This is a genomic window from Pseudoxanthobacter soli DSM 19599, from assembly GCF_900148505.1.
In the GTDB taxonomy this organism is placed as follows: Bacteria; Pseudomonadota; Alphaproteobacteria; order Rhizobiales; family Segnochrobactraceae; genus Pseudoxanthobacter; species Pseudoxanthobacter soli.
This window is the reverse complement of record NZ_FRXO01000017.1, coordinates 1-14,169: the sequence shown is the minus strand read 5'-3', so window position 1 is coordinate 14,169 and position 14,169 is coordinate 1. Positions and strand designations below refer to the sequence as shown.

3 protein-coding genes and 1 pseudogene are annotated in these 14,169 nt (G+C 65.2%); all 4 read left to right on the top strand.

All coding sequences use genetic code 11. The annotated features are described in order from the left end of the window. The first annotated feature begins 64 nt into the window (after positions 1–64). Positions 65–1,099 (top strand): AraC family transcriptional regulator, encoded by a 1,035-nt coding sequence (locus BUF17_RS21605; protein ID WP_073632706.1) that lies wholly within the window; start codon positions 65–67, stop codon positions 1,097–1,099. 524 nt (positions 1,100–1,623) lie between these two features. Then, a complete protein-coding gene (locus BUF17_RS21600; protein ID WP_073632704.1) occupies positions 1,624–2,259 on the top strand; it encodes an invasion associated locus B family protein in 636 nt (211 codons plus the stop codon). A 713-nt stretch (positions 2,260–2,972) separates the two neighbouring features. Further along, positions 2,973–4,712: pseudogene (locus BUF17_RS23525) on the top strand (autotransporter outer membrane beta-barrel domain-containing protein); the annotation flags it as partial. 189 nt (positions 4,713–4,901) lie between these two features. Beyond that, the coding region (locus BUF17_RS22795) for a beta strand repeat-containing protein (protein WP_073632700.1) at positions 4,902–14,169 on the top strand (9,268 nt) is incomplete at its 3' end.

Below are 14,169 nucleotides of genomic sequence, written 5' to 3'. Positions count from 1 at the left end.
AAGCTCACCAAGCGAGCGAAACCTCTCGCGCTTGCACCAGATCTGAGCGTTTGGAGGCGCGTGAATGGCCGATCAATGCCGTATACCGAGGGGGCTCTGGACGGCGATGGAGCGCGTGGGCCTCGCACCTGTCGACGTACTTCGGCGGGCCCACCTACCTTTCGGTCTCCATACCAATGCTTGCGCCACCATCACAACGCAACAATACTTCACGTTGTTCAAAACGATCGAGGCGATGTCCGAGGATCCGGCGATCGGGATTTTGTTGATCCGGGAGCTTGATCCCGCGTCGCTCCCGCCGGCAATGCTTTCGCCCTTCTATGCGTTTGATTATCGCGATGCGCTTATGCGCGTTGCACGCTTTGTGCGCCTGTGCAGGCCGGAACAGTTCAGTTTCGTAGAGAGCGATGGCGAGTTCACGATCAGATCCGAGTGGCTCTATGCCACGGTACCGGAACCGGCGATCATCGCGGACGTCTGCTTCGCTTCCCTGCTCGAACTGGGCCGGAGGGGCACGGGTTCGACCCTTTTCCCCGGTCGGGTGGATCTCGTGCGCCCTGAGCCATATGGCGAGGCGCACAGGATATATTTCGGCCGTTCCGTGCGATTTTCGGCGTCGCGCAACGCCCTTATCCTTAAATCGACGGACCTGGACAGGCGATTTTCGAGTTATAATCCGGAACTGCTTGGAATTCTGACACCCATCTTGACGAATTCACTTGGTAAGATCGATGCGAGGCGCTCTATCAGGGAGGAAGTCAAGTTTGTCCTGAAGCGGACACTTGCGAGCGGGCGACCAGGGATCACGAGGGTCGCCCGCGATCTCGGCATCAGCGAGCGCACGCTGCAGCGACGGATCACCGAGGAAGGCACGAGCTTTCGCGCGCTTCTCCTGGAGGCGAGACAGGAGCTCGGGCATGAGCTTTTGTCGGATCCCTTCACCGGCGTCGAGGAAGTCGCCTACCTCCTCGGGTTCCGAGATGCTAAATCTTTCTACCGAGCCTTTCGCGATCAAGAGGGGATGACGCCAAGTCAATGGCGTCGCGCACGGCAGATTCGCGAACTTGAGGCGGATGCATACCAGTATGTCGATGGTTAAGGCCCGCGGATCGATGACCCCGACGACCGGGATCCTTGAGATGAGTGGGATGCATCGAGTTTGGCGTGTTTGGCAACCAATTTGGCGGAACTTCCTACTTCGCGGCGAGTCGCGGACGCTTATGAAGTAGCCATGCGCGCCTGGTGAGGAAGCTCATCCGATCCGGGCGGCCGAATGGCTCCTCAGAGAGGCGGCGTTCTTTTCACAGTGAGTGTAAGGAAACGCGCATATGAGCCGGGACGCGTCACGCGCCCGGGCCGGTCGGTCCCAGGTAAGGCCCGGTCATGACGCACAACCCAGGCCGGATGCTCCATCGGCAGTGGCGAGAGGGTCGCTCTGATCGGAGCTTTCGAATGAAGCGTGTTTTCCGAATCCCCTCCTCCAGCAGGAGCGGGATAGGGGCTGTTCACTCGGCCCCGCCTCCTCAGGTCTCCTGCACATCCTGAGGAGGAAAGGCCGCCCCGGACTTTGCCCCCGCCTCGTCCGGGGCGGCTCCCCATTCATGTCACAGAACAGGACCTAAAATGAAATACATCTCTCGCGCCATCGCGGTCACGTCGCTGATCTGCGCCGCCGCCGCCGTCCTTCCCGCCACAGCGCAGACCACCGATGCGTCGACGACGCCGGCGGCGCCGCAGAGGTCCAGGCTCCCTGCGGTGCAGTCCGCCACCAAGGGCGATCCGACCCACAAGGACGGCACGCTTCTCCCCGGCGGTGCTTCCTCGCTGCAGGAAGGGTTCGGCGACTGGACGGTGGCCTGCGTGCTGCCGGATGGACGCAAGACCTGCAGCCTGTCACAGACCCAGGCGGATCCGCAGACGAAGCAGCGCGTCCTCGCCATGGAAGTCACCATCGGTACCGACGGTGCGCCGACCGGCATTCTCGTGATGCCCTTCGGCCTCGATCTCAACAAGGGCGTCTCTTTCAAGGTCGGCGACGCCGGGCTGCCGACGACGCTGCCGTTCCAGACCTGTGTTCCCGCCGGCTGCGTTGTCCAGCTGAAGCTCGATGGCGCGATGCTGGAGAGCCTGCGGGCCGCGAAGCAGATCGCCCTGTCCGCGCAGGCGGTTGATTCCACGCAAAAGCTCGACCTCTCGATCTCCATGAAGGGCTTCGACGCCGGTCTCGCGCGCGTCAAGGCGCTGGCCCAGGGCTCCTGAGCGCGCTGGTCTTCGAACCGCTCGCGCGTTCTCCGCGAGCGGTCGCCTCGGCCGGATCGCAGCGACCCGGCCGACGCCCGGCACGGCCGCTTCAGTCGGGCCCTTCAGCCGCGGCTGCCATTTCGTCGAAAGCGGAGGTCTCGCGTCCACGGGCGCGCGACCTCCGCTTCCGTCCTAGCGCCCTTTCCGTCTTCGGCGTGTGCCGATGGCGGCCTGTCAGTTGTCGCGCCTTGGCGGCATGCCGGGGGCAACGGACGACCATCATCCCCGGATCGCGTGTGCCGGGCGGCCGTCATCGTCCCAGGCGGCGGTGCGACGGCATTCGGCGGTGTTGAATCCACGGCATCGGTGCCGCTGCGTAAGTGAAGCCAAGTCGACCCGGCGCGGACGCATGGCTTGTTGCCTGTTTAGGCAGATAAAAAATTGACATAAATCAAGTCACGTCGCCACCGAGTCCGCACGCGGACCCGGGGCGTCTCGACCTGTTGCGGATAGCCCGCTCTGCGAGATGTGAGCCATTCCAAGATTGGCGTGTCTTGCAACCATTTTGGCGTCGCCGCCTACTCCACGATCCCCCCCGAAAATCTATCAAGCAAGGTGCCTCTCTCTCCAGGTGGAATCACCGGAGGTGGGCTCTCGGACCGGACACCGCAGCGCGGACGGCCGAGACCGCGGGCGCGGCCAGCGGCTGCGGATACAGTGCCGGGAGATGAATGATGATGGCTATTTCACGCGGTTTTGCAGGCGCCACCCGTCGGCGCAACGGCACTCGTCGGCGCCCGGAAGTGGCCATCGGGGACCTGTCCATCAAGGACCCGGCTAACGAACGTCCGGCCATCAAGGGGCTGGCTCACCGGGATCTGTTCAGGCATCTGACCGGGCGTCCGCGGGGTGCCGCCGTCGCGGCTCTGATGTGCGCGGCGTCCGTCAGCGCGATGGTCACGGCGATGCCGTCGGCGCGCGCGGATACGTTGATCAGCAACGCGACGACATGGTCTGTCCAAAGCGACATCCCCGATCCTGTGGGCGCTCTCTCGATTTCGCCGACGGGAACGCTGACGATCAACGCGACGACGGGCGCGACGCCGAATGGCTTGACCTCCATTTATGTCGGTTCCGGCACCACGTCCTCGTCTACCGGCAAACTCATCTTGCAGGCGACAAACCCGAGCTACTCGGGATTGGCTAACTGGAATGCCATCGATCTGTTCGTGGGATATCTGACAGCCAGTGGATCGAGCAACTCCGCCTCCGGCTCCGTAACGAGTTATACTGGCGGCAAGCTCTTTCTGACGGGGTCGCTGTATGTCGGCTACAACGTCCGGGCACAGGGGGCGGTGACGGGGACGGCCACCTTCTCCGGCGGTGGTGTTACCGCTTCGGCCGGAGATGCCTTTATCGGTCGCACGTCATCGTCGACGTCGACGGCGAGCGGTACCGTCACCATTTCAGCGGCCGGCGGCTTCTCCGCGACTAACATTTTCATAGGTGATGGCGTCGGGGCGACAGGATCGGTCACGATAAGTGGCGATCAAACTACAAATACCATGAACGCTCTGGGCTACATTCAGTTGGGCCGCGGGGGTGGATCCGGCACGGTTGTAAACAATGCGCAGGTAACAGCGGCCGGTGTGCTTTATCTGGGCGACAGTTCATATACGAGCGCGTCGAATACATTTACAAATACGTCCAGTGGAAATGTAATTGTTTCCCAGATCGTGAATAATTCGGGAACGGCGCTCCTCAATCTCGGAGGGACGTTTCTTATCGAAGCGGATCAGAGTAATTATCTCTCCGGATTCAGCGCGAGCACGGCCGTCGTCTCCTCCGGCGGTGTTACTTTTTATCCTGTAAACGGCTCATCTGTGACGATTTCGTCCCCTCTCGGTGGGACCGGCGGTGTGACTGTGGCCGGCAGCGGAACAGTAACGCTGAATGCGACCAACCTGTATTCTGGTGGAACGACGATTTTCTCTCCCATCGGAGCCACACTTGTTGTTTCAAACGACAATAATCTCGGTGCCGCAAGCGGGGCCGTGACCTTATCGGGAGGGACGTTGAAGGCGGGTGCGACATTCTCGTCCGCGCGGAACCTCACGATCAGTTCCAACGCTGTCACGAGGACGATCGATGTCGGCACGAACACGCTGACGTGGACGGGCGTCGTGTCCGGGACCGGGACCCTCACGAAGGCAGGCACCGGAACTCTGGTTCTATCCGGCGCGAACACCTACAACGGCACGATCACGGTGTCGGCGGGCACGCTGCAGGGCACGTCGTCAAGTATACTTGGCTCAATTAACAATAGTTCGGCTGTTGTATTTAAACAGGATTTTAACGGAACCTACTCCGGTGTCATCTCGGGTCAAGGCGGTGTCTTTAAGCAGGGATCGGGCATCCTGACGCTTTCCGGCAATAATACATATGCCAACGCAACGACGATTACATCGGGGGGGATTTCGGTCTCCAGCGACGCGAATCTCGGAGATGCCAGTACACCAGTTCAATTGTACGATAGCCTTTATACGACGGCGACATTCTCGTCGTCGCGAAATCTATTCGCTGTCAACGGCGGGTCGGTCGTTAATGTCCTGTCTGGTACGACCTGGACATTGAGCGGTACTGTCAGTGGTTCGGGGTTGTTGACGAAGACCGGTGACGGCACGCTGGTCCTCTCGGGTTCAAATTCGAACACAAGCGGAATTACCATCACGGCCGGTACGATCTCAGTCGCGAGCGACAACAATCTCGGCGCCACTAGCAGCGCGCTGAAGCTCAATGGCGGCACTCTGCAAACAACCGCCGATATAAGTTCCAGCCGCAATATCATTGTGTCCCTCGCGAGCGTGATCTCCCAGGGGACCAACGCGCTGACGCTCTCGGGACAAATCTCCGGTAGCGGTAATTTAAGTATCGCAGGTGCCGGCAAGGTCACCATTACAGGGACGAACAACACCTATTCCGGTAAGCTTTCGCTCGTCAACGGCACGGTGGAGGGTACGACCACCAGCATTACGGCCGGGTCGATTGTCAATTATGGCTATCTGAACTTCAATCAGACCTCGAACGGAACCTACGCCGGGGCGATTTCCGGCACTGGCGCGCTCACCGTCCTGGGCACGGGCACGGTCACGCTGAGCGGTACCAATACCTACACCGGTGCGACGACGATTTCGGCGGGCACGCTTTCCGTATCCGCAGACAGCAACCTTGGGGATGCAAGCAGCAATCTGAAACTGAATGGCGGCACGCTCGCGACGACGGCGACGATATCGTCGAGCCGGGCGGTGGTCATGTCTGCGGCGAGCGCCATCGACGTCGCGGCATCGAGCACGCTGACGCTGTCGGGCGTCGTCTCGGGTTCCGGGGCGCTGACGAAGAAGAATACCGGCACGCTGACACTGTCCGGTGTGAATACATATACCGGTGGGACGACGGTCTCCGCGGGCACGCTCTCCGTGTCGGCGGATAACAATCTGGGTGCGAGCGGCGGCGTGACGCTGTCCGGCGGTACGCTTGCCGCGACGGCGACGTTCGCGTCCGCCCGGACGGTCGCTGTGTCCGCCGCGAGTTCGATCGACGTTGCCGCGTCGAGCACGCTGACGCTGTCCGGTGTCGTTTCGGGTGCCGGGGCGCTGACGAAGACGAACGCCGGTACGCTGGTCCTGTCGAACACCAACACGTATAGCGGCGGAACGATCGTTTCCGCCGGCACGCTGTCGGTGTCCGCGGATAACAACCTGGGCAACGCGGGCGGCGGCGTGACGCTGTCCGGCGGAACGCTGCTCGCCTCGTCGGGCTTCACGTCTTCGCGTGGCGTGACGCTTGCGGCCGCGACGTCGAGCACGGTGAGCGTGGCCCCGGCCAACGCTCTGGCCCTTTCCGGCGTGGTCTCCGGCTCCGGCGCCCTGGTTGCGTCGGGGACGGGCACGCTGACGCTGTCGGGTGCGAACACGTACACCGGCGGGACGACGGTTTCGTCCGGAACGACGCTCGCCCTGTCCGGGACGGGTTCGATCGCGACCTCGAGCGGTGTGACGGCAACGGGCGCGTTCGACATCAGCGGGACAACGAGCGGAGCCTCGATCCAGAGCCTTGCTGGGGCGGGGACTGTGGTCCTCGGCAGCAAGAATCTGACGCTCACGGCCGCCACCGGCACCTTCTCCGGCGTGATCTCCGGGTTGGGGTCTCTCACGCTGTCGGGCGGCAGCGAGACGCTCTCCGGGACGAACACTTATACGGGCGGCACGACCGTCACCGGCGGCACGTTGTCAGTGTCGGCGGACGCGAATCTGGGCGATGCAAGCGGTGGCTTGACACTCAACGGCGGTACCCTCGCCGCAGGCTCAACGTTCACGATGGCTCGTGCCGTCGCGGTCTCGGCTGCGAGCACGATAAATACATCGGCGAACACCCTGACATTGTCCGGCGCGGTCTCTGGCGCTGGCGGGCTGACAAAGGTCGGCACGGGCACGCTCGTTCTGTCGGGGTCGAGCACGTATAGCGGCACGATCACCGTGTCCGCGGGCACCTTGCAGGGCACGACGTCGAGCCTCACCGGTTCGATCGTCAACAACGGTGCCGTCATCTTCAATCAGACGGCCACCGGCACCTATGCCGGTGCTATCTCCGGGACGGGCTCGCTGACGGTGTCTGGCACCGGCACCGTCACCCTGACCGGGGCCAACACCTTCACGGGCACGACGACGATCTCGTCCGGCGCGACGCTGCAATTCGGGAACGGCGGCTCGCTCGCGGGTCCGATCGCCAACAGCGGCACCCTCGCCTTCAACCTGAGTTCCGATCTCACCTATTCGTCCGTTCTGTCTGGAACCGGCTCGGTGGCGCAGGTGGGCTCCGGCACGCTGACGCTGTCCGGCAGCAACACCTATTCCGGCGGCACCACGGTGTCGCACGGGACGCTCTCGGTGTCGTCGGATGCGAATCTCGGCAACGCAAGCGGAGGCCTGACGCTCTCGGGCGGCACGCTCGCCGCTTCGTCCGGTTTCACGTCGGCGCGCGGCATCGTGGTGTCGTCGGCAAGTGCCGTCAACGTCGGTTCGAACACCGTGACCCTGTCCGGCGTGGTCTCGGGAACCGGTGCGCTGACGAAGGCGGGTTCCGGCACGTTGATTCTGTCGGGCGCGAACACCTACGGCGGCACGATCACGGTGTCCGCGGGCACCTTGCAGGGCACGACCTCGGGCCTCTCCGGCTCGATCGTGAACAACAGCGCTGTCGTCTTCGATCAGGCGACGTCCGGCACCTATGCCGGCGTGATCTCCGGGAGCGGATCGCTGACGGTTTCGGGCGGCGGGACGGTGATCCTGACCGGCGCGAACACGTTCACGGGCACGACGACGATCTCGGGCGCCACGCTGCAGTTCGGGGACGGCGGCTCGCTCGCGGGGCCGATCGCCAACAGCGGCACCCTCGACTTCGATCTGAGTTCCGATCTCACCTACACGTCGGTCCTGAGCGGCACCGGATCGGTGGTGCAATCCGGCTCTGGCACGCTGACGCTGTCCGGCGCGAACACGTACACCGGCGGCACGACGGTCTCGGGCGGCATCCTCTCGATCTCGTCGGACGCCAACCTGGGCGATGCGAGCGGCGGCGTCACCCTCGCGGGCGGCACGCTCGCCGTGACGGCGGCTGCGAACTCGGCACGTTCCGTGGTGATCTCGTCGGCGAGCACGCTCGACATCGGATCGAACGCCGTCACGCTGTCCGGCGTCCTCAGCGGATCGGGGGTGCTTACCAAGAACGGCGCCGGCACTCTCACCCTTTCTGGCGACAACACCAATTCCGGCGGGATCAATCTGACCGCGGGCACGATCGGGGTCGGCTCGAACAACGCGCTCGGCACCGGCACGCTCTCGATGAGCGAAGGCACCGCCCTCAGCTTCGCGAGCGATGGCCTCGTCATCTCCAATCCGATCGTGCTGTCCGGCGACCCGACCTTCGATGTCGCGACCGGAGACACCGTCACCGTCGCGAGCACGATCAGCGACGGCAGCCAGCCGGGCGATGTGCTGAAGACCGGCGGGGGCACGCTCATCCTCACCGGCACGAACACCTATTCCGGCGGCACGATCCTTCAGGAGGGCACGCTTTCGATCTCGCAGGACGCGAACATCGGCGCGAGCAGCGGGACGCTGACGCTGTCGGGCGGCACTCTGCTGACGACGGCGGGCTTCACGTCGACGCGGGCGATCACGCTGACGAGCGGGACGACGAGCACGGTGAGCGTCGCCAATGCGGGCGACACCCTGGGGCTTTCGGGTGTCCTGTCCGGCTCCGGCACTCTGGTGATGTCGGGCCCTGGCACGCTGACGCTGTCGGGCGCGAACACGTACACGGGGTCTACGTCGATCTCGTCCGGCACGCTGGCGTTGTCCGGGACGGGATCGATCGCGGCGTCGAGCCTTGTGACGGTGGCGACGGGGGCGACGTTCGACATCAGCGGGACGACGAGCGGCGCGTCTATCGCGAGCCTGACGGGCGCCGGCACGGTGACGCTGGGGACTCAGGGTCTGACGCTGACGGCTGCGGCGGGCACGTTCTCCGGCGCGATCCGCGGCTCGGGCGGCGGCTCTCTGACCGTGTCCGGCGGCACGCTGACGCTGTCGGGCGCGAACACGTATACGGGCGCGACGACGATCTCGTCCGGTGCCACGCTGGCACTGACGGGCTCGATCACGACGTCGAATGTCGTGACGGTTTCCACGGGCGGCACGTTCGACATCAGCGGCGTGACGGGAAGCGCTTCGATCAGGAGCCTGGCCGGGTCGGGCGCGGTGACGCTGGGCAATACCGGACTGAGCTTGGAGCTGCAGGTTGCGAACGACACGTTCGCCGGCGTGATTTCGGGCGCAGGCGGATTGACCGTGTCGGGCGGTACGGCGACCTTGACTGGCGCCAACACATATACGGGCCTTACGACGATCTCGGGCAACAGCACGCTGGCCTTGGCGGGCTCAGGTTCGATTGCAGGCTCCGGTGTGCAGCTCTCCCTGAATGGTGTGCTCGACATCAGTGGGGCGACGAATGGCACGTCGGTTAAGTGGATCACCGGCAACGCCACCACTGCAGTGAAATTGGGCTCTCAGACGCTGACACTTTCGGCCCCGGCGTCAACCACCTATAGCGGTGTGATCTCGGGCACCGGTGCCGTGGTGATTGTCGGCGGCGGCTCTAGCCAGGCATTCTACGGCACGAACACCTATTCTGGCGGAACGACGATATTGGCCGGAGGCGTCCTGAACGTCCAGGCGGACGCCAATCTGGGTGATGCGAGCGGCGGTTTGACGCTCTCCAGCGGCACGCTTGGTGTCGGCGGGAGCTTCACGTCTTCGCGGGCGGTCACACTGGCGACCGCGACGACCAACACCATTAGGGTCAACAATGCGAGCGACACGCTGACCCTCTCGGGCGTCGTCTCGGGTGCCGGCATTCTGGTGGTATCGGGCTCCGGCAAGCTGACGCTGTCCGGCACGAACACGTACACGGGTTCGACGACGATCTCTTCCGGCACGCTTGCGCTTTCGGGAACGGGTTCGATCGCGTCGTCGAGCGGCGTCGCTGTCGCGGCCGGGGCCACATTCTCGCAAGCCGATTACACGACAGGGGCCACAATTGTTGACCTTACCGGTGCGGGCACGGTCGGCATATCCAAAAGTCTGACGATCACCGCAGCGACCGGAACCTTCTCCGGCGTGATCGTCGGCGGGGGCTCTCTGACCCTGTCCGGCGGCACGCTGACATTGTCGGGCACCAACACGTATGCCGGCGCCACGACGATCTCGGGTGGGACCCTCATTGTCTCGGGCGACGCCAACCTGGGCCCGGGTGCCATCGTTCTTCAAGGCGGAACATTGAAGGTGGCGTCGAGCTTCAGCTCGACCCATTCCATTGATGTCAACACCGCAAGTACCATCGACGTCGGCTCTTATACACTGACGCAGACGGCTCAGGTGACCGGCGTGGGGGCGCTGACGAAGCTCGGGACGGGCACGCTCATTCTGGCCGGGCCGAGCACCTTCAATGGGCAGCTTACGGTCTCTGCGGGCACGTTGCAGGCCTCCTCGCAGACCCTTGCCGGAGCGCTCGTCAACAACGGCGCGGTGATCTTCAATCAAACCACCGATGGCGACTATGCGGGCGAAATCAGTGGCTCCGGCACGTTCACGAAGACGGGTTCGGGAACGCTGACGCTCTCCGGATTGTACTCCCTTTCCGGTGACCTGACCATTTCGGCCGGTACGCTTCAGGTTTATCGGATCGGCGGCGGCAACGTCATCGACAATAGCGCCATCGTATTTATTGGAAGCAGCTCGTCCACGATTGCCAATACGATCTCGGGAACGGGCTCCGTTGCGGTGAGCGGATCGGGTAATTTCTATATCACCGGGGCCAACACCTACTCAGGCGGGACGGTGATCTCCGGCGGTGCGCTTGTCGTGTCTAACACCGATAATCTGGGGGCTGCGAGCGGTGGGCTGACGCTCAACGGCGGGACGCTGGCGGCGAGCGGGAGCTTCACCACGACGCGGGCCGTCACCGTCTCTGCGGCGAGCACGCTCGATACCCGGTCGAGCACGGTGACGCTGGCGGGGGGCCTGGGCGGCGCTGGCGCTCTGACGAAGGTGGGGAGCGGTACGCTCACGCTGTCCAGCGGCAGCAATGGTTACGCAGGCCGGGCGACGATCTCGGCGGGCACGCTGGCGTTGACGGGGGCGGGTTCGATCGCGAATGCGAGCGTGACCGCATCCACGGGGGCGACGTTCGACATCAGCGCCACGACGAGCGGTGCGTCGATCGCGAGCCTGGCGGGTGCCGGTTCGGTGACGCTGGGGTCTCAGGCGCTGACACTGACGGCGGGGACGGACACGTTCTCGGGCGCGATCTCCGGCACGGGCGCGTTGACGCTGTCCGGCGGCACCGAGACTCTGTCCGGCGCGAACACGTACACCGGTGGGACGACGGTGTCGTCCGGCGCGACGCTCGCGCTGTCGGGGACGGGTTCGATTGCGACGTCGAGCGGTTTGACGGCGGCGGGCACGTTCGACATCAGCGGGACCACGAGCGGGGCCTCGATCAAGAGCCTGGCGGGTGCCGGTTCGGTGGCGCTGGGGTCTCAGGCGCTGACGTTGACGGCGGGGACGGGCACGTTCTCGGGCGTGATCGGCGGCACGGGCTCGCTGACGCAGTCCGGGACCGGGACGCAGACGCTGTCTGGCGTGAACACGTACACGGGCGGGACGACGGTCTCGTCCGGCGCGACGCTCGCGTTGTCTGGGACGGGTTCGATCGCGACCTCCAGCCTTGTGGCGGCGACGGGTACGTTCGACATCAGCGGGACGACGAGCGGGGCCTCGATCGCGAGCCTGGCGGGCTCGGGCGCGGTGACGCTGGGGTCTCAGGCGCTGACGCTGACGGCGGGGACGGGTACGTTCTCCGGCGTGATCTCGGGCACGGGCTCGCTGACGCAGTCCGGGACCGGGACGCAGACGCTGTCGGGCGTGAACACGTACACGGGGGCGACCACGGTGTCGTCTGGCGCGACGCTCGCGCTGTCTGGGACGGGTTCGATCGCGACCTCCAGCCTTGTGACGGCGGCGGGCACGTTCGACATCAGCGGGACCACGAGCGGTGCGTCGATCGCGAGCCTGGCGGGTGCCGGTTCGGTGACGCTGGGGTCTCAGGCGCTGACGCTGACGGCGGGGACGGGCACGTTCTCGGGCGTGATCGGCGGCGCGGGCTCGCTGACGCAGTCCGGGACCGGGACGCAGGCGCTGTCCGGCGTGAACACGTACACGGGGGCGACCACGGTCTCGTCTGGCGCGACGCTCGCGCTGTCCGGGACGGGTTCTATCGCGACCTCCAGCCTTGTGACGGCGACGGGTACGTTCGATATCAGCGGGACGACGAGCGGGGCCTCGATCAAGAGCCTTGCGGGTGCCGGTTCGGTGACGCTTGGCGGCAAGGCGCTGACGCTGACGGCGGGGACGGGCACGTTCTCGGGCGTGATCTCGGGCGCGGGCTCGCTGACGCAGTCCGGGACCGGGACGCAGGTTCTGTCCGGCGCGAACACGTACACCGGCGGAACCACAGTCTCGTCCGGCGCGACGCTGGCGCTTTCGGGGACGGGTTCGATCGCCTCGTCGAGCGGTGTTACGGCGACGGGCACGTTCGACATCAGCGGGACCACGAGCGGCGCCTCGATCGCGAGCCTGGCGGGTGCCGGTTCGGTGACGCTCGGCGGCAAGGCGCTGACGCTGACGGCGGGGACGGGCACGTTCTCGGGTGTGATCTCGGGCGCGGCTTCGCTGACGCAGTCGGGAACCGGGACCCAGACGCTGTCCGGTGTGAACACGTACACCGGCGGGACCACGATCTCGTCCGGCGCGACGCTGGCGCTGTCTGGGACGGGTTCGATCGCCTCGTCAAGCGGTGTGACGGCGACGGGCACGTTCGACATCAGCGGGACCACGAGCGGCGCCTCGATCACGAGCCTGGCGGGTGCCGGCACGGTGACGCTGGGGTCTCAGGCACTGACGCTGACGGCTGCCACGGGCACGTTCTCGGGCGCGATCGACGGCACGGGCTCGGTGACGGTGTCCGGCGGGACGCAGGTTCTGTCGGGTGTGAGCACATACACCGGCTCGACCACGATCTCGTCTGGCGCGACGCTTGCGCTCTCCGGAACGGGTGCGATCGAGTCGTCGAGCATGGTGACGGCGACGGGCACGTTCGACATCAGCGGGATGACGAGGGGGGTGTGGATCGCGAGCCTCTCAGGCTCGGGCTCGGTGACGCTGGGGCCCCAGACGCTGCTGCTGACGGCTGCGACGGGCACGTTCTCCGGCGTGATCGGCGGCACGGGCTCGCTGGTAGTGGTCGGGGGCAGCGAGACGCTGTCCGGCGCGAACACGTACACCAGTTCGACAGCGGTCTCGTCTGGTGCGACGCTGGCGTTGTCCGGGACGGGTTCGATCGCGGCTTCGAGCTTGGTGGCGGTGAGCGGGACGTTCGACATCAGCGGGGCGACGGCGGGCGCGTCGATCAAGAGCCTCACCGGCGCCGGCACGGTGACGCTGGGTAGCAAGGGTCTGACGCTGACGGCTGCGGCGAACTCCTTCGAGGGTGTGATCGGCGGCACCGGCTCGCTGACGCTGTCCGGCGGGACGCAGGTTCTGTCGGGCGCGAACACGTACACGGGCGGGACGACGGTGTCCGGCGGCACGTTGTCGGTGTCTGCGGACAACAATCTGGGCGCGAGCGGGGGTGTGACGCTGTCGGGCGGCACGCTGTCCGCGACGGGGACGTTCTCTTCGGCGCGCAATGTCGCTGTGTCTGCGGCGAGCGGGGTGTCGGTTGATTCGTCGAACACGCTGACGCTGTCGGGCGCCGTGTCGGGGAGCGGCGGTCTGACGAAGTCCGGCGCGGGTACGCTCGTTCTGACGGGAGCGAACAGCTATAGCGGCATGATCACGGTGTCGGCGGGCACGCTGCAGGCGTCGGTGGCGAGCCTCGGCGACGCCACGATCGTCAACAACAGCACGCTTGCGATCGATCAGGCGACGGACAGCACCTACTCCGCGGTGATCTCGGGTTCTGGCACGCTGACGAAGTCTGGCTCCGGCACGCTGACGCTGACGGGAGCGAACACCTATACGGGCGGGACGATCATCACCGGGGGCACGCTCGCGGGCGACACGACGAGCCTGCAGGGCGACATCACCAACAACGCGACGCTGCTGTTCGACCAGACGGCGGACGGGACCTATGCGGGTGTGGTGTCCGGCATCGGCGTTCTGACGAAGACGGGCAGCGGCACGCTCACCTTGAGCGGCAACAACACCTACACGGGTGGCACGAACCTGGAGACGGGGACGATCTCGATCG